Annotated in this window: 17 protein-coding genes; 4 read left to right on the top strand and 13 right to left on the bottom strand. The window is 67.9% G+C overall.

Annotation, left to right across the window (positions count from 1 at the left end; genetic code table 11):
• Positions 1 to 14: 14 nt before the first annotated feature.
• From glyA to groES, 6 genes are all read right to left on the bottom strand, one after another.
• Positions 15 to 1,328, bottom strand: a complete 1,314-nt coding sequence (gene glyA / locus D7006_RS10915; protein WP_281408733.1) for a serine hydroxymethyltransferase — start codon at positions 1,326 to 1,328, stop codon at positions 15 to 17.
• 273 nt (positions 1,329 to 1,601) lie between these two features.
• Positions 1,602 to 2,441, bottom strand: coding sequence for a TonB family protein (locus tag D7006_RS10910; RefSeq protein WP_237356623.1), 840 nt, complete (start codon positions 2,439 to 2,441; stop codon positions 1,602 to 1,604).
• Entirely contained in the window at positions 2,438 to 2,929 is a 492-nt protein-coding gene (exbD, locus tag D7006_RS10905) for a TonB system transport protein ExbD (protein ID WP_237356622.1), read from the bottom strand. The genes D7006_RS10910 and exbD overlap by 4 nt, the downstream gene beginning before the upstream one ends.
• 6 nt (positions 2,930 to 2,935) lie before the next feature.
• Positions 2,936 to 3,982: a tonB-system energizer ExbB gene (gene exbB, locus D7006_RS10900; protein WP_237356621.1), complete on the bottom strand. Its 1,047-nt coding sequence runs from the start codon at positions 3,980 to 3,982 to the stop codon at positions 2,936 to 2,938.
• 286 nt (positions 3,983 to 4,268) lie between these two features.
• Positions 4,269 to 5,900, bottom strand: a complete 1,632-nt coding sequence (groL, locus tag D7006_RS10895) for a chaperonin GroEL (RefSeq protein WP_169120797.1) — start codon at positions 5,898 to 5,900, stop codon at positions 4,269 to 4,271.
• Positions 5,901 to 6,007: 107 nt separating this feature from the next.
• Positions 6,008 to 6,322, bottom strand: a complete 315-nt coding sequence (gene groES, locus D7006_RS10890) for a co-chaperone GroES (protein WP_237356620.1) — start codon at positions 6,320 to 6,322, stop codon at positions 6,008 to 6,010.
• 398 nt (positions 6,323 to 6,720) lie between these two features.
• Between groES and D7006_RS10885 the strand changes: the two genes are divergently transcribed.
• The 4 genes from D7006_RS10885 (at position 6,721) to tgt (ending at position 10,136) form a co-directional block, all read left to right on the top strand.
• Positions 6,721 to 6,999: an usg protein gene (locus tag D7006_RS10885; protein ID WP_169120799.1), complete on the top strand. Its 279-nt coding sequence runs from the start codon at positions 6,721 to 6,723 to the stop codon at positions 6,997 to 6,999.
• A 248-nt stretch (positions 7,000 to 7,247) separates the two neighbouring features.
• Positions 7,248 to 7,850, top strand: a complete 603-nt coding sequence (locus D7006_RS10880) for an exopolysaccharide biosynthesis protein (RefSeq protein WP_210257534.1) — start codon at positions 7,248 to 7,250, stop codon at positions 7,848 to 7,850.
• Positions 7,851 to 7,896: 46 nt separating this feature from the next.
• Positions 7,897 to 8,985, top strand: a complete 1,089-nt coding sequence (gene queA / locus D7006_RS10875; RefSeq protein ID WP_237356619.1) for a tRNA preQ1(34) S-adenosylmethionine ribosyltransferase-isomerase QueA — start codon at positions 7,897 to 7,899, stop codon at positions 8,983 to 8,985.
• Positions 8,982 to 10,136: a tRNA guanosine(34) transglycosylase Tgt gene (gene tgt / locus D7006_RS10870; protein ID WP_237356618.1), complete on the top strand. Its 1,155-nt coding sequence runs from the start codon at positions 8,982 to 8,984 to the stop codon at positions 10,134 to 10,136. Before queA ends, tgt begins: the two co-directional genes overlap by 4 nt.
• Before the next feature lie 172 nt (positions 10,137 to 10,308).
• On the opposite strand, the gene D7006_RS10865 is transcribed toward tgt, so the two are convergent.
• From D7006_RS10865 to serS, 7 genes are all read right to left on the bottom strand, one after another.
• Entirely contained in the window at positions 10,309 to 11,199 is an 891-nt protein-coding gene (locus D7006_RS10865; RefSeq protein WP_237356617.1) for a phytoene/squalene synthase family protein, read from the bottom strand.
• Between the two features lie 3 nt (positions 11,200 to 11,202).
• Positions 11,203 to 11,583: an Mth938-like domain-containing protein gene (locus D7006_RS10860; protein WP_237356616.1), complete on the bottom strand. Its 381-nt coding sequence runs from the start codon at positions 11,581 to 11,583 to the stop codon at positions 11,203 to 11,205.
• A gap of 10 nt (positions 11,584 to 11,593) precedes the next feature.
• Entirely contained in the window at positions 11,594 to 12,703 is a 1,110-nt protein-coding gene (gene secF, locus D7006_RS10855; protein WP_237356615.1) for a protein translocase subunit SecF, read from the bottom strand.
• A 13-nt stretch (positions 12,704 to 12,716) separates the two neighbouring features.
• A complete protein-coding gene (secD, locus tag D7006_RS10850) occupies positions 12,717 to 14,324 on the bottom strand; it encodes a protein translocase subunit SecD (RefSeq protein WP_237356614.1) in 1,608 nt (535 codons plus the stop codon).
• Between the two features lie 38 nt (positions 14,325 to 14,362).
• Entirely contained in the window at positions 14,363 to 14,710 is a 348-nt protein-coding gene (gene yajC / locus D7006_RS10845) for a preprotein translocase subunit YajC (protein WP_169120813.1), read from the bottom strand.
• 239 nt (positions 14,711 to 14,949) lie between these two features.
• Positions 14,950 to 15,717 (bottom strand): 5'/3'-nucleotidase SurE, encoded by a 768-nt coding sequence (gene surE / locus D7006_RS10840; RefSeq protein ID WP_237356613.1) that lies wholly within the window; start codon positions 15,715 to 15,717, stop codon positions 14,950 to 14,952.
• Between the two features lie 230 nt (positions 15,718 to 15,947).
• Positions 15,948 to 17,411, bottom strand: a complete 1,464-nt coding sequence (gene serS / locus D7006_RS10835) for a serine--tRNA ligase (RefSeq protein ID WP_237356612.1) — start codon at positions 17,409 to 17,411, stop codon at positions 15,948 to 15,950.
• Between the last annotated feature and the right edge of the window lie 118 nt (positions 17,412 to 17,529).

Genomic DNA, 17,529 nt, shown 5'->3' with positions numbered 1-17,529 from the left:
CCGTCGATCGAACCTCAGGGATAGATGGGGAAGCGGGCGAGCAGCGTCGAGACCTTCTCGCGCACGGCAGCCTCCACCAGGCTGTCCTCGTCCGAGCCCTTCTGGGAGAGCACGTCGAGCACCTCGGCGATGAGGTTGCCCACCTGCTGGAACTCCGCCACCCCGAAGCCGCGGGTGGTGCCCGCCGGCGTGCCGAGGCGCACGCCCGAGGTCACGAACGGCTTCTCGGGATCGAACGGGATGCCGTTCTTGTTGCAGGTGATGTGGGCGCGGCCGAGGGCAGCCTCGGAGACCTTGCCGGTGAGGCGCTTGGGGCGCAGGTCCACCAGCATGAGGTGGGTGTCGGTGCCGCCGGAGACGATGGCGAAGCCGTGGCCCTTCAGGGTCTCGGCGAGCGCCTTGGCGTTCTCCACCACATTCTTCGCATAGAGCTTGAACTCGGGCCGCAGCGCCTCGCCGAACGCCACCGCCTTGGCGGCAATGACATGCATCAGCGGGCCGCCCTGGATGCCGGGGAAGATGGCCGAATTGACCTTCTTGGCGATGTCCTCGTCATTGGTGAGGATCATGCCGCCGCGCGGGCCGCGCAAGGTCTTGTGGGTGGTGGTGGTCACCACATGGGCGTGCGGGAACGGGCTCGGATGGGCGCCGCCGGCGACGAGGCCCGCGAAGTGCGCCATGTCCACCATCAACAGCGCGCCGACGGAATCGGCGATGGCGCGCATCTTGGCGAAGTCGATGATGCGCGGATAGGCAGAGCCGCCGGCCACGATGAGCTTCGGCTTGTGCTGGTCGGCGAGCTGGGCCACCGCCTCATAGTCGATGCGCTGGTCGTCCTCGCGCACGGTGTAGGGCACCGGCTTGAACCACTTGCCGGACATGTTCACCGGCGAGCCGTGGGTCAGGTGTCCGCCGGCCGCGAGGTTGAGGCCAAGGAAGGTGTCGCCCGGCTGGAGCAGCGCGAAGAACACGCCCTGGTTCGCCTGGCTGCCCGAATTCGGCTGCACGTTGGCGAAGCCGCAGCCGAACAGCTTCTTGGCGCGCTCGATGGCGAGATTCTCGGCTACGTCCACGAACTGGCAGCCGCCGTAGTACCGCTTGCCCGGATAGCCCTCGGCATACTTGTTGGTGAGCACGGAGCCCTGCGCCTCAAGCACGGCGCGCGAGACGATGTTCTCGGAGGCGATCAGCTCGATCTCGTCCCGCTGGCGACCCAACTCCGCTTGCACCGCGCCGGCGATCTCGGGATCGGTCTCGGCGAGAGAGGCGGTGAAGAAGCGGTTCATTTCCTCCGTGACGGAGGAGCGGTTCGCGTCCTGCGAGGCCATGGCAGGTCTCCGGTGATGGCGTGGAGGCTCCGGGCAAGGGCGGCTGGCGCCCGGCCGGAGCGGACCCTGCGCTTATCACAGGGCGAAGGTGAAGTCCAAAGCCGGCTGGTGCGGCGTGTGGGCTCGGTCCCCCGGAAAAGGCCCGGGATGGCGGCTCGCTGGAGCGGGCTGAACCGGGACGAAGGAGGCCTACTGGGGTGCCGCGCTCCTCGTCCCCCTCCCCTGCGTCATGGCCGGTTTTGTCCCGGCCATGACGCAGGGCCGCGCTTTCTCTCAGTTCCGGAAGTTGATGGCCACGCCGAAGCTCATGCCCTTGCCGTCGGGCGGCGCGGGGAAGGGCGAGGCGCGGCGAGCCATGGCCACCGCCTCCTGGTCCAGCACCGAATTGCCCGAGGAGCTCGCCAGCGACACACCGGTGACGGCGCCCGACCCCGAGATGGAGATGTTGATTCCCGGCCGCCCCAAGTTCGAGCCCTGCGGGCGCTTGAAGCGGTTGAGGTGGGCGAAGGCACGCGATTTCCAGTCCGCCAGCGCAGCCGAGCGCGCGGCCGCGGCGCCCGGCGAGGGCGCGGCGGTGGTCTGGGCGGTCGGAGCGTCGGAGCGCGGCGCGGCGGAGGTGACAGGGGCCGAGCGACGACGCGTGGGTTTCGCCTCCTTTTTCGGTTTCTCCGGCTCCTTCGGACGTGGCTTCGCCTCCTCCACCTTCTTCGGCTCGGGTTTGGGCAGCACCACCTCGGCCTCGGCCGGCGCCGGCGGCGTCTCCGGCAACTTCTCGACCGTCTGCTGAACCTCGGGCTCCGGCGGCGGCGGTTCAGTCTCTTCGGGCTCATCCTTGGCGTCAGGCACCGGCTCCGGCGCCTGCACCATCTGCGGGCCGGGCGCCACCTCCTCCTGGGACTGCTGGCTCACCGCCATGGGCGCCAGCTCGATCATGATGGCGGCGGGCGGCGACTGCTCGCCCGGCGCTTCCTTGTTCCAGTTCAGCGCCACATAGACCGCGGCGGCATGAAGCCCGACGACGAGCAACACGCCCGCGGCGAGCCGCAGGATCATGTTGCGCAGATGGTAGCGGTCGAAGTCGTGCCAGTGGTGGTGATGGTGAATCGCACTCACCGGGCCGCTCCGGGTGCTCCGGCAGGCGCAGGCGCGGCGGCAGGGAGCGCGGCGGGGGCTGCGGGGGCCGGCTCTCCGCCTTCGAGGCCGACGAGAGCGACCTTGAGATAGCCGGCGGTGCGCAGGAGGTTCATCACCTCCATCACGTCGCCATAGGGCACCGTCTTGTCGGCACGCACGAACACGCGCTGCTGGCGGTCGGCATTGGTGCGCCCGTCCAGCATCGCGCCAAGGCCGGTGCGGGAGACGGGATCATCGCCCAGCGCCAGCGTGAGGTCCTTCTTGACGGAAAGGAACAGCGGCTTGTCCGGGCGCGGCTGCGGCTGGGCGTTGGAGGCGGGCAGGTCCACCTTCACGTCCACCGTGGCGAGGGGCGCCGCCACCATGAAGATGATGAGCAGCACCAACATCACGTCGATGAACGGCGTGACGTTGATCTCGTGATTCTCGGCGAGGTCGTCCCCGCCATGATCAAGCTTGGCGGCCATCCCGGGTCACTCCGCAGCGCGCAGGCGCGGGGTCTCCACCTCGGCCGCGGCGCGGTCGAGGTCGCGGGAGAGATGGCGCATCACCTCGGCGGACGTGTCGGCGAGATTGGCCTTGTAGGCGGCGATGGCGCGGGCGAACACATTGTAGATCACCACTGCCGGAATGGCCGCCACGAGGCCGATGGCGGTGGCGAGCAGCGCTTCGGCGATGCCGGGGGCGACCACCGCGAGGTTGGTGGTCTGCGCCTTCGAGATGCCGATGAAGGCATTCATGATGCCCCACACCGTACCGAACAGGCCCACGAAAGGAGCCGTGGCGCCGATGGTGGCGAGCACGCCGGTGCCCGCCGTCATGCGCCGGCCAGCCTTGGCCTCGATACGCGAGAGGGCGACAGCGACACGCTCCTTGATGCCGTCCACCGGAAGGCCAGCGGAGGCATGCCACTCCGCGAGCGCGGCGCGCACGGTTGCGGTGGCCGGGCTGTTCGCCTTGGGCATCTCGGCCGCGGCATCGGACAGGGTGACGGCGCCGCGCAGCGCCTTCAGCGTGCGGGAGACCGCGCGACGGGCGAACAGCAGTTCGAGGGATTTCGCGAACCACACGCTCCAGGTGAGGACGGAGGCGAAGGCGAGGCCCAGCATCACCGCCTTCACCACCAGGTCGGCGGCCATGAACATGCCCCAGGGGGACAGGTCATGGGGCAAGCGCGCGTCGGCCACGCTCTCGGGCGCCGGCACGGAGGGCACTGCCTCGACCGGCGTAGGCGCCGCCGGGGCGGGCACGGGTTCGGCAGGAACCGCAGCGGAGGGAACGGCAGCGGAAGGGGCGGTCGTGGCGGGAGCCGCAGCCGGGGCGGGAGCCGTCGCGGCAGCAGGCGCTGCGTGCTGGTGCGTCTCGGCGGGAGCGGCCGGCTGCGCCCAAACGGCGGCGGGCCCGGAGGTCACGGCCAGAAAAAGCCCGAGGGAAAGGATCGCAGCGCCCTTCGGCGCCAGGAAAGAACCACGGAAAACAGCACGCCCGGGAGACGTGCGCGAGATCGAGCGAACAGGCATCGCGCATCACCAATAGTCAAAACGGACAGGCTGGCGATCCCTCCAACCGGGAATTGCTGGCTGACGCCCTTATACCCCCATTCATCGCCGACGCTAACCCGTGCCGGCCAACAATGTGGCCAAAGCCCTGTTACATAGAGCGATTTCAATCTGCGCAGGGGAATCCTCGTGACGCTGGGGAATGCATGTCAGCAGCGTCAGAACGAAAACGGCCGGGCAAAATGCCCGGCCGCTCCCGTTCAAGGGCCGCCCAAAATCTCGGGCGGCGTCAGAGGCTTGTGTTGCCTCAGAAGTCCATGCCGCCGCCCGGCATGGCCGGGGCGGCCGGGCCGGCCTTCTTCGGCAGCTCGGCGATGAGGGCTTCGGTGGTGATGAGCAGGCCGGACACGGAAGCCGCGTCCTGCAAAGCGGTGCGCACGACCTTGGTGGGGTCGATGATGCCCGCCTTCACCATGTCCACATATTCGCCGGTCTGGGCGTTGTAGCCGAAGGTGTAGTCGTCGGACTCGAGGATCTTGCCCACCACGACGGAGCCGTCGTCGCCGGCATTCTGCACGATCTGGCGCGCCGGGGCCTGGATGGCGCGGCGGACGATCTCGATGCCGGTCTTCTGGTCGGCGTTGTCGACCTTCAGGCCGTCGAGCACCTTGATGGAGCGCAGCAGGGCGACGCCGCCGCCGGGGACGATGCCTTCTTCCACCGCGGCGCGGGTGGCGTGCAGGGCGTCGTCAACGCGATCCTTCTTCTCCTTGACCTCGACCTCGGTCGAGCCGCCCACGCGCACCACGGCAACGCCGCCGGCGAGCTTGGCGAGGCGCTCCTGGGCCTTCTCGCGGTCATAGTCGGAGGTGGTGGTCTCGATCTGCGCGCGGATCTGGGCGATGCGCGCCTCGATGTCGGCCTTCTCGCCGGCGCCGTCGACGATCGTGGTGTTCTCCTTCTCGATCACCACCTTCTTGGCGCGGCCGAGCATGGAGAGGTTCACGCTGTCGAGCTTGATGCCGACTTCCTCGGAGATCACGGTGCCGCCGGTCAGGATCGCGATGTCCTGCAGCATGGCCTTGCGGCGATCGCCGAAGCCGGGGGCCTTCACCGCAGCCACCTTCAGGCCGCCGCGCAGCTTGTTCACCACGAGGGTGGCGAGGGCCTCGCCTTCCACGTCCTCGGCGATGATCAGCAGCGGACGGGCCGACTGCACCACCGCCTCGAGCACGGGCAGCAGCTCCTGCAGGCCGGCGAGCTTCTTCTCGTTGATGAGGATGTAGGGCTCCTCGAACTCAACGCGCATCTTCTCCGCATTGGTGATGAAGTACGGAGAGAGATAGCCGCGGTCGAACTGCATGCCTTCCACGACATCCAGCTCGGTCTCGGCGGTCTTGGCTTCCTCGACGGTGATGACACCCTCGTTGCCGACCTTCTTCATCGCCTCGGCGAGGAACTTGCCGACCTCGGCGTCGCCGTTGGCGGAGATGGTGCCGACCTGAGCGATCTCGTCGTTGGAGGTCACCTTGCGCGAGTTGGCGGCGAGGTCCTTCACGATGGCGTCCACGGCCACGTCGATGCCGCGCTTCAGGTCCATCGGGTTCATGCCGGCGGCAACCGCCTTGGCGCCTTCCTTCACGATGGCCTGGGCCAGCACGGTGGCGGTGGTGGTGCCGTCGCCAGCGAGGTCGTTGGTCTTGGAGGCGACCTCACGCACGAGCTGGGCGCCGAGATTCTCGAACTTGTCCTCGAGCTCGATCTCCTTGGCCACCGACACACCGTCCTTGGTGATGCGGGGGGCGCCGAAGCTCTTCTCGATGACCACGTTGCGACCCTTGGGGCCGAGCGTGACCTTCACGGCGTTGGCGAGGATGTCGACGCCGCGCAGAACCTTGTCGCGCGCGTCTACGGAGAATTTCACGTCCTTGGCAGCCATGTGGCATGCTCCTTCAGATTGGGACGATTAATTGGGATGGCGAATGCCGCGGGACAGGGCGCCTCGGGCTGCCTCGGTCCTGCGACTGAAAAACAGGCCGCTTGAGTTCAGGCCGCCATTTTGGCGCCGGCCGCATTCTCGATGACGCCGAGGATGTCGCTCTCCTTCATGATGAGGAGATCCTGGCCGTCGATCTTCACTTCGGTGCCGGACCACTTGCCGAACAGCACGATGTCGCCGGCCTTGACGTCGAGCGCCACCAGTTCGCCCTTCTCGTTACGGGCGCCGGGACCGACCGCGACGACTTCGCCCTGCTGCGGCTTCTCCTTGGCGGTGTCGGGGATGATGATGCCGCCGGCCGACTTCTGCTCGGCCTCGATGCGCTTGACGACCACGCGGTCGTGCAGGGGACGGAAACCCATAGGGAGACCTCCGGTTCGATGTTGTCCATCGGGGTTGCCTGTTTTGAAGGCGCCGGGAACCCCTCCACCCGGCCCGACCGCGATCTAAGGGCCGCAAATTGGAGCCGCAAGGGGTCGGCCGAAAAAATTTAGCACTCGATGGAACGGAGTGCTAGCAGCCCGCATTCCGCGGGATTTGCGCGGGAGCCGCCCGCCCCGGGGCTCCGGCGTCCCGGGGCACCGGGCGGTCGGCCGCACTGTCAGCAGTCGGCGGGAACGGCTGCTAGAGCATTGTTTTTGCAGACGGAAACCAATCTTTAGCCTTGGCGTCGGCAAAGTGTGTAGCCGACAATGAAGTTGTCCGGTCCCGTCTTCCCCAGCCCTGTTGGCGGCGGGGCCGTGGATTGGAGGTGTGACCCATGGCTGCCAAGGTGTCGCGTGACTTCGTCCTGCAGATGGAAGGCTACGGCCTCGCCACGGCCGAGATCCTCTATCGCATGCCCGACCATCCCGGCCTGCTCCAGACCTTCCTCTGGCAGGAATACGACCTGTGCCCACGCTTTCCGGAGCTGAACAAGTTTCTGGAATTCTGGCAACGTGAGATCGAGGGGCGGCTCCATTCCGTGCGTGTCGCCCATTCCGGCCTCATCAAGCCCGCCGAGTTGCGGTCCGTGGACGGAATGTTCCTTTTGAACTGATGTGGATCAGTCTCGGAACGTCAGGGGCTTTCCGTATCGGTCAACGGTCTTTATGGTTCCGAAGGGGCGGTGAGGACATGCACGTCCCCGCGGGGGTGGGGCGTGCATGTCCGCTCAATTCCAATTGCAGCTGCATGCGCGGCGCGATGGGACCAGCGCAAGCGTGACCTAGCGGAATTTTTGCGCGCCAGTGCCCTCCCGCTGCCGTTTTCCCGTTGTAGCTCAAGCGTCCACGTCATGAGGGCGCCTTGGACCACCGCACTCCACGCACTTCCGAGTTGCTGGCCGCCGTGCTCGCGGCGCAGGAAGAGGATCAGATCGCCATCGGCGATCTCGTCAATGCCCTGCGAAACCGCGCTTTCGGCATTCTCTTCCTCATCTTCGGCATCCCCAACTGCATTCCCATGCCGCCGGGCATCCCGGTGGTCTGCGGCATCATCCTCGGCCTCATCGGCCTGCAGATGATGCTGGGCCGGCAGGAATTGTGGCTGCCGGCGTGGATCGCCCGCCGCACCTTCTCCCGCGCCATGCTGGAATCGATCGTCACCCGCTCGCGGCCGTGGATCGAGCGGTTCGAGCGCGTCTCCCGCCCCCGCTTCGAGAAGTTCGCCGGCCCCACGGCCCGCCGGGTCGTGGGCGCGACGGTGGTGCTGCTGGGCTTCATCCTGCTGCTGCCCATCCCCTTCCTCGGCAATCTGCCGCCGGGATTCGCCGTCTGCATCTTCGGTCTCGGCCTGGTGGAGCGGGACGGCCTCGTCATCCTCGCAGGCTTCGCCGCGACGATCCTCGGCCTGATGGTGACAGCGCTGATGAGTTGGGCCATCTACCAGGGCGCCGTCGCCATCTTCTGAGCCGTGCCCTCCCCCATGCCTGCCTTCCCCATCTCTGCCTTGCCCCATGCGCGTTGACGCCTTCGACTTCCACCTCCCCGAGGACCGCATCGCGCTGCGCCCCGCCGAGCCGCGCGACACGGCGCGGATGCTCGTCGTCCGCCCCGGTGCCGCGCCAGAGCTGGAAGACCGCATCGTGCGCGACCTGCCCGACTTCCTGCGCCCCGGCGATGCAGTGGTGGTGAACGACACCCGCGTCATACCGGCCGCGTTGGAAGGCGTGCGCTCGCGCGAAGGCGGCTCGGACGTGGCGGTGGAGGCGACGCTCATCAAACGCCTCGCGCCTGACCGCTGGCGCGCCTTCGCCAAGCCCGGCAAGCGCTTGCGGGTGGGCGACCGTATCCGCTTCGGCGGCGAGGGCGGCGCGTGCCTCCTCGGCACGCTCGATGCGGCAGTGGCGGCCAAGGAGGAGGACGGCTCCATCGTCCTCGCCTTTGACTTCGCCGGAGACGTGCTCGACGAGGCGGTGGCCGCGGTGGGCCACATGCCCATCCCGCCTTACATCGCCGCCCGCCGCCACGAGGATGCCCGCGACAAGGACGACTACCAGACGCTGTTCGCCCGCGTCGCCGGCTCGGTGGCGGCGCCGACCGCGAGCCTGCATTTCACGCCCGACCTCCTTGCCCGCATGGCCGCCAGCGGCGCGACCCTGCACAAGGTGACGCTGCATGTCGGCCCCGGCACCTTCCTGCCGGTGAAGGCGGAGGACACCTCCGGCCACACCATGCACGCCGAGTGGGGCGAGGTGACGCGCGAGACGGCGGACGCCCTCAATGCCGTGAAGGCGAAGGGCGGGCGCATCTTCACCATCGGCTCCACCTCCACCCGCCTCATCGAGAGCGCGGCGGGAGAGGACGGCCTGATCCGCCCCTTCGTGGGCGAGACGGACATCTTCATCACCCCCGGCTACCGCTTCCGCGCAGTGGACGGAATGCTCACCAACTTCCACCTGCCGCGCTCGACGCTGGTGATGCTGGTGGCGGCCTTCATCGGCCACGAGCCGCAGAAGCGGGCCTATGCCCATGCGATCGCGGAAAATTACCGCTTCTATTCCTATGGCGATGCGTGCCTGCTTCTGCCACAAGGCGGCGCATGACGTCCGACACGCCTGCCGACACCTTCTCCTTCACCCTCTCCGCCACTGACGGCGCCGCCCGCACCGGCTTCGTCTCGACCCCGCGCGGGCGCATCCGCACGCCGGCCTTCATGCCGGTGGGCACAGTCGCGACGGTGAAGGGGCTCTATTTCGACCAGGTGAAGGCGGCCGGCGCGGATATCGTGCTCGGCAACACCTACCATCTCATGCTGCGCCCCGGCGCCGAGCGGGTGGCGAAGCTCGGCGGCCTGCACAAATTCATGCGCTGGGACGGGCCGATCCTCACCGATTCCGGCGGCTTCCAGGTGATGAGCCTGTCCAGCCTGCGCAAGATGACCGAGCAGGGCGTCACCTTCCGCTCCCATGTGGACGGCGCCACTCACGAGATGAGCCCGGAACGCTCGGTGGAGATCCAGGGCCTGCTCGGCGCCGACATCCAGATGCAGCTCGACGAGTGCGTGCGCCTGCCCTGCTCCGACGAGGAGGCCGAGCGCGCCATGCGCCTGTCGCTTCGCTGGGCGGAGCGCTCCAAGCGTGCGTTCGAGACGCAGCCCAAGGGCCGCGCGCTCTTCGGCATCGTCCAGGGCGGCGCCGTGCCGGCGTTGCGGGTCGAGTCGGCCCGCGCGCTCGCGGACATGGATTTCCCCGGCTATTCCATCGGCGGCCTTGCAGTGGGCGAACCGCAGGAGGTCATGCTCGCCATGATCGAGACGGTGGCGCCGCATCTGCCCACCACCAAGCCGCGCTATCTCATGGGCGTCGGCACGCCGGACGACCTTCTGGAGAGCGTCGCGCGCGGCATCGACATGTTCGACTGCGTGATGCCCACCCGCTCCGGGCGGCACGCGCTCGCCTTCACCCGCTTCGGCCGCATCAACCTGAAGAATGCCCGGCACGCGGAAGACCCCCGTCCCCTCGACGAGGAGAGCGACTGCCCGGCCTTGCGGGACTATTCGCGCGCCTATCTCCACCACCTCGTGCGCTGCGAGGAGATGCTGGGGGCCATGCTGATCTCGTGGGCCAACATCCACTATTACCAGCAGCTCATGGCCGGCGCCCGCGCCGCCATCGCGGCCGGACGCTATGCGGACTATGTGGCCGAGACCAAAGCCGGCTGGGCGCGGGGCGACCTGCCGCTGTGGGAAGGCTGAGGGGGATTCGGTTCGCCGGGCTCACCGCCACCGCGTCACCGTCATCCCCCGGCTTGTCCGGGGGATCCACCCGGCGGCCGGGCGGGATCTTTCTTCCGGGGCACGGCTCAAACGGTGCAGTGGATGCCTCGGACAAGCCGGGGCATGACAGCTGGAGGGATCACGCCCACTCTCAGAACCAGATGCGTCCACGCACCGCCTGCTGGGCCGCCCACCACAAGGCGAACTGGCGTCGGAAGGGAGAGAGGCCGGCGGGCTGGCGGAACGGGTCGCTCACCCTGGCCAGCGCCTTGAGATCGCCGGAAACCAGCGCCAGCGGCAGGAACGGCGCGGCGATGGAGGTGGCAGCATAGGTCTGCCCGGCCGCTTCCCGTGCCTCCCACAGGTGACGGGCCGCCGTCTCCCGCAGCTCCGCAAGCGCCGCCAGCAGCCCGGGCGTGACCGTGCCCGACACTGCCTCCTCCCGCCCCACGCCATGGCGGGTGAGGACATCGACCGGGATGTAGCACTGCCCGCGCGCGGCATGGATGGGGAAGGCCCGCATCAGGCCGGTCATGGCGATGGCGACACCCCCGTGCCCCGCAAGGTCGCCGGAGCGGCCGACGTCCGGTAGCAGGATCAGCGCGGAAAGCTGGAGCAGCGCCGAGGCCGTCTCGCCTGCATAGCCCTCAAGATCGCCCACGGTGGGCATGGGATCGTCGTACAGGTCGAAGACCCGCGCGTCGGCCATGGCGATCAGGCTTGCGCGCGGCAGACGAAAGCGGGCGACAGTATCGAGCAGCGCGGCGGCCACCGGGTGGCCGGAGACATCGCCCCTGCCCTCCCCCTCGATCACCTCCCGCCACCAGGCGAGGCGCACCTCGCCGGGCAGCGCCTCGCGCACCACCTCCCGCACGCGGGCGACATCGAGATTGTAGGCGTAGAGCGCGAGGAGGTGCCTGCGCTTGTCCTGCGGGGCGAACAAGGCGGCGAGGAAGCGATCGCGATCCTGCGCCTGCACCTGCGCCGCGCAATAGGCATAGGCCTCGTCGAGAGCCTTGTCGTCGAGCGCCGGGTTTTCCATGGCTCAGACCGCGATCAACGCCGCACCCACCCGCCGGCCCTCGGCGAGGAGCACGTTGTAGGTGGCGGCGGCGGACGGCGTGGGCATCAGCTCGAAACGAATGCCGGCCTCGCGCAGGATCTGCTTGAGCGGCTCCTTGAGGTGCGCCGGGTCCTTTCCCGTGCCGATGAGGAGGAGTTCGACGGAAGCGGCATCCGCCACCACGGGGGCGAGCGAGGCGGCGTCGATCTCGACCATGCGCAGCGGCGGCCAGCCGCGGATGCCCGAGGGCAGCGCGAGGATGGAGCCGGCATGGGACATGCCGGCAAAGTGGAAGAAGGTGTCCCCATAACCGTCGATGGCGACCTGCCGCGGCAGGAAGGGCGCGCCGTCCGGGGCGGCCACCACCCGCGCCTCAGGCCTTGGCCGGGCGGGCGGGACCAGCCTTGCCGTTGGGCTTTCCGTTCTTGCCCTTGCCGCCCTTGTTCGAACCGCCACCGGCCGACACGCCGGTCGCGGGCGCGGCCTCGGGCGGGACTGCGGCGGCGGCGTCCTTCGCCTCCATCTTCACCAGCTCGTCCAGCTCCTTCACCTCCGGATCAGCCGCGTCCTTCGTCGGCAGGCTGACCGTGGAAGCGCGCAGGCCGAGATGGATGAGGATGGGGGCGGCGACGAAGATGGTGGAATAGGTGCCGATCACCACGCCCACCGTCATCGCCAGCGAGAAGCCGCGCAGCACCTCGCCGCCGAAGAAATAGAGCGCGAGGGTGGCGAAGAAGGTCGTGGTGGAAACGATGATGGTCCGCGAGAAGGTCGCGTTCACCGCGATGTCGAGCAGTTCGGGCAGCGGCAGCTTCTTGTAGCGGCGCAGCATCTCGCGGATACGGTCGTACACAACCACCGTATCGTTGAGCGAATAGCCCATGATCGTGAGGATGGCGGCGATGGACGTCAGGTCGAAGTCGATACCGAACGCCGAATAGATCATCAGCGTGACGAAGATGTCGTGCATCGTCGTAACGATGGCGCCCACCGCGAACTGCCACTCGAAGCGGAACCACAGATAGCCGAGCACCGCCACCGCGCCGAGCACCAGCGCGAGGATGGACTGGCGCACCAGTTCGCCGGACACGCTCGGGCCGACCGTCTCCACGCGACGGACGCTGTAGTCGGTGCCGAGCACGCCCTGCACCTTGGCGAGGATGGCCTGCTGGGCCTCGTCCGTGGTGCCGAAGGCGCCGATGCGGATCAGCACGTCGCGGGGCGAGCCGAACTCCTGGATCTGCACGTCGCCCACGTCGAGGTCGGTCAGGTGCTCGCGCAGCGCGCCGATGTCGGCCTGCTGCTGGCTGGTCTGCGCCTCGATGAGCGTGCCGCCCTTGAAGTCGATGCCCAAGTTGAAGCCGTGGATGGCGAACAGCAGGCAGGCGACGATGGACAGCACCGCGGAGAACGGGAACGTCCAGTGCCGCAGGCGCATGAAGTGGATGTTGGTCTGCGCCGGGATGTAATCGATCAAAGGCATGTGCGGCGCACCTTCAGATGGGCAGCTTCGCCGGCCGCCGCCACTTCACCCAGTAGGCGATCATGAGCCGCGTCAGGGTGTAGGCGGTGAACATGGTGGTCAGAAGGCCGAGGATGTAGGTGACGGCAAAGCCGCGCACCGGACCCGACCCACCCATGAGGAACAGGATGACCGCCGTGGCGAGAGAGGTGATGTTGGCGTCGAGGATGGTGCCCAGAGCGTTCACGAAGCCCTTGTCGATGGCCGAGATGGCGGACCGCCCTTCCCGCGCCTCGTCACGCATGCGTTCGAAGATGACGACGTTGGAATCCACCGCCATGCCGATGGTGAGGACGACACCGGCGATACCCGGAAGGGTCAGCGTGGCGCCCAGCACCGACTGGAGCGAGAACATCAGGATGATGTGCACGGCCAGTGCGATGAGCGCGAAAAGGCCGAAAAGGCCGTAGACGGCGAGCATGAACACGGTGACGAGGCCGCCGGCCACATAGGCCGCGGTCTTGCCCGCCTGGATCGAGTCGGCGCCGAGGCTCGGGCCGACCGTGCGCTCCTCCACCACCTTCAGCGGGGCCGGCAGGGCGCCGGCGCGCAGCAGGATGGCGAGGTCGTTGGCCTGCTGGACGGTGAACGCGCCGGAAATCTGGCCCGCGCCGCCGAGGATCGGCTCGCGGATCACCGGAGCCGAGATCACCTGGTTGTCGAGCACGATGGCGAAGGGCCGGCCGACCGATTCCTGCGAGACGGCGGCGAAGCGCTTGGCGCCGTTATTGTTGAAGCGGAAGGAGACGATGGGCTCGCGGGAGTTCTGGTCGAAGCCCGGCTGGGCATCCACCAGATCCTCGCCGGAGACGCGCACCTGCTTCTCCACCAGATAGGGCTGGCCGTCCTGGCCCTTAAGCACTTCCGATTCCGGCGGCGCGCGGCCTTCCAGCGCCTGCTGCGGCGACATGGACTGGTCCACCATGCGGAAGGAAAGCTTGGCGGTCTGGCCGAGCAGGTTCTTCAGGCGCTGCGGGTCCTGCAGGCCGGGCACCTGCACCAGGATGCGGTCGAGACCCTGGCGCTGGATGTTGGGCTCCACCGTGCCGAGCTGATCGATACGGCGGCGGATGATCTCGATGGACTGGTCCACCGCCGAGCGCATCTTGGCGGTGAGGCCGGCGTCCGTCAGCTGCAGCGTGACGGTGCCGTCGGAGCCCGACGAGACGGTGAGGTCCATCTCGCCGGAGGAATTGCCGAACAAGGCGTTGGTGACGGGCGCCGCGAGCTTCCTCAGCTCGGTGACGGCCTTCTGCGTGTCGTTGGGGTCACGCAGGCGTAGCGTCACGCTGGTATCGCGCAGCGCGAGGTTGGAATAGCCGATCTTCTGGTCGCGCAGCACGCGGCGCACTTCGTCGCGCAGCTGTTCGGTGCGCTCCTTGCGCAGCGCCGGCCCGTCCACCTCCAGCAGGATGTGCGAGCCGCCCTGCAGGTCGAGGCCCAGCGTGACCCGGCTCGACGCCAGCCACGAGGGCAGGTGGTCGAGCATGCCCGGGGAGAGCACGTTGGGCACCGCGAACAGCATCCCGATGGCGATGGTGACGAGGATCGCCGTGGTCTTGAGACGGGAGAAGTGCAGCATATCGCGCGCGGTCTTTCAGAAAGCGTGATGCGGCCGGATCAACCGGCCGAGACCTCGTCCTTGGCCGGTTCGCCCTTGGCGCGCACGGTGGCGATCTGCGCGCGAATCTGGCGGATGCGGACGTTGTCGGCGATCTGCAGCTCGACCTCGTTCTCGTCGATCACCTTGGTGACCTTGCCGACGAGGCCGCCGCCGGTGACCACCACGTCGCCGCGACGCAGGGAGTTCACCAGTTCCTGATGCGCCTTGGCCCGCTTCTGCTGCGGACGCAGGATCAGGAAGTACATGACCACAAAGATCAGCAGGAACGGGGCGAGCTGAATGAGCATGTCGGCCCCGCCGCCGGCTCCCGTGGCGCCTTGGGCGAAAGCGGGCGTGATGAACATCTCGATCCTCGTTCGTCTGTGAAGGGAATCCGCATTCCGCCGGGGTCCGGCGAAGCGGCGGGACTATAGCGGCCGCCCCGTCGAATGCAAACGCGGGGCCGCTTGGCTCACGCAGCTGTTGAAAAGACTGGGGCGGCGCCGGACCGCATCGGTTTCGGCGACGCGGGACTCACCTCGCGAAGATGCCGCAGCGGAAGGCATCTCCCCTCCCCCCGCACGGGGAGAGGGCGCCCCATCGCCTATTTCCCGTCGAACAGCAGCGCGAGGCGGGTCATCCAGGGCTCGTCGGTCTGGTCGAGGCGCAGCGGCGTGACCGAGATGCGGCCCTCGTCCAGCGCGCGCAGGTCCGTGCCGGGAGACGTCTCGTAGATACGGCGCTCGAAGGCGATCCAGTAATAGGGGTTGTTGCGGCCGTCGCGGCGCTCGTCGATGCGCATCAGGCGCTGGTCGCGCTTGCCCTGGGCGGTGGCGGCGATGCCGGTGATCTCCTCCGGGAGGCGGTCGGGGAAGTTCACGTTCATCACGATGCCGGGGGGAATGCCCTCGTCCAGCAGCATCTTGATGATGCGCGGGGCATGGGTCTCGGCGGTGACGAAGTTCGGGTTCTCGCGCGTGCGCATCCCGAAGGCCTGCGAGAGCGCGATGGAGGGGATGCCGAGGATGGTGCCCTCGATGGCGCCGGCGACGGTGCCGGAATAGCTCACGTCCTCGGCGATGTTCTGCCCGCGGTTGACGCCGGAGAGCACGAGGTCCGGCGGATTGTCGATGAGCAGATGCCGCACGGCCATGATGACGCAGTCGGTGGGCGTGCCCTTCACCGCATAGCGGCGCTCCTCCACCTGCCGCAGCCGCAGCGGATCGGAGAGGGAAAGCGAGTGGGCGACGCCCGACTGGTCGAACTCGGGGGCCACCACCCACACGTCGTCGGTGAAGGTGCGCGCGATGGCTGCGCAGGATTCGAGGCCCGGCGCGTGGATGCCGTCGTCATTGGTGACCAAAATGCGCATGGCAAAATCCTCGTTGCGGCACAACCGCTGCTCCCCTCTCCCCTTGCGGGAGAGGGGCCGGGGGTGAGGGGTAAGCAACGCCGGGTGCGTGAACCGCCGGCGCCCCCTCACCCGTCTCGCGGCTGCGCCGCGATCCACCCTCTCCCGCCCGAACACGGCTGTTGCCGCGTTCGGCTCACTTAAGGGCGAAGTCGGCAATAGCCGACTTCGCGGGGAGAGGGGAAAGCCAACTACTTCAGCTTCTCGACCATCTTCAGCCCGCCCATGTAGGGCAGCAGCGCCTCGGGCACCGCGACGGAGCCGTTCTCCTGCTGGTACGTCTCCAGCACCGCGACGAGGGCGCGGCCGACCGCCACACCCGAGCCGTTGAGCGTGTGGACGTAGCGCGGCCCCTTCCCTTCCGCCGGCCGGTAGCGGGCATTCATGCGCCGCGCCTGGAAATCGCCGCAGACGGAGCAGGAGGAGATTTCGCGATAGGCGTTCTGCCCGGGCAGCCAGACCTCGATGTCGTAGGTCTTCTGCGAGGCGAAGCCCATGTCGCCGGTGCAGAGCGTGACGACGCGATAGGCGAGGTCCAGCTTCTTCAGCACCGCCTCGGCGCAGGCGAGCATGCGCTCGTGCTCCTCGGCCGACTTCTCGGGCGTGGTGATGGAGACCAGCTCCACCTTGGTGAACTGGTGCTGGCGGATCATCCCCCGCGTATCCCGCCCCGCCGCGCCGGCCTCGGCCCGGAAGCAGGGCGTGCAGGCGGTGAGGCGCATGGGAAGCTCTTCCTCGGAAAGGATGGACTCGCGCACGAGATTGGTCAGCGGGACTTCGGCGGTGGGGATGAGCCAGAGGCGATCTGTTGTTTCAACCGTCCCAATTATGCGCTTCTGGATTTCCAGCAACTCAGACAGATGCTGCTGATCCAGCTGAACTTCTGGATTTTTACACCTAAATTCTTCGACAGCATTTAGGAAGGCATGAGCCCTGAGTTCAAAGTCCGTTCGCGCTCGCGACGTGGCAAACTGATCTTCCTCAAACTTCGGCAGTTGCGCCGTCCCGAACATCGCGTCATCCCGCACCAAGATCGGCGGATTGACCTCCATGTACCCGTGCTCATCCGTATGCACGTCGAGGAAGAACTGCCCCAGCGCCCGCTCCAGCCGCGCCAGCGGGCCCTTGTTCACCACGAAGCGCGCGCCGGAGAGCTTGGCGGCGGTTTCGAAATCCATCTGGCCGAGGCCTTCGCCCACCTCGAAATGCTGCTTTGGCGGGAAGCTGTAGGTGCGGGGCGCGCCGAAGCGGCTCTTTTCCACATTGTCGTGCTCGTCGGCGCCTTCCGGCACCTCGGCGAGGGGGGCGTTGGGGATGGCGGCCAGTTCGCCGTTCAGCTCGGCCTCGATGCTCTTGGCTTCCGCCTCCAGCGCCGGCACGTCTTCCTTCAGCTTCGCCACCTCGGCCATAAGGGCCGAAGCTGTGGCCTCGTCCTTCTTCGCCTTCGCCTGCCCGATCTCCTTGGAGGCGGCGTTGCGGCGGGCGAGCAGGGTTTCGAGCTTTGTCAGAGTCTCGCGGCGACGGGTGTCGAGGTCGAGGAGCTTGGCGACCAGAGCCTCCGCTGCCGCCTTGGCTTCGTCGGAGCGGTTGCCGCGCCGCGCGAGGGCGTCGATCAGGCCGGCCGGCTCGTCCCGGATCCATTTGATGTCGTGCATGGCAAGCTCCGCCTCATGGGCCGCCGCGTGCCCCCCCCAACACAACCGTCATGCCCGGCCTTGTGCCGGGCATCCACGTCGGGCCGACAGCGCTAGCGGTCGGAAAACGCGCCCAGCC

Origin of the sequence: Xanthobacter sp. YC-JY1, from assembly GCF_021730305.1 — a bacterium.
In the GTDB taxonomy this organism is placed as follows: domain Bacteria; phylum Pseudomonadota; class Alphaproteobacteria; order Rhizobiales; family Xanthobacteraceae; genus Xanthobacter; species Xanthobacter flavus.
Note: the sequence above shows the minus strand (reverse complement) of the source record. Positions and strands in the feature narration are given on the sequence as shown.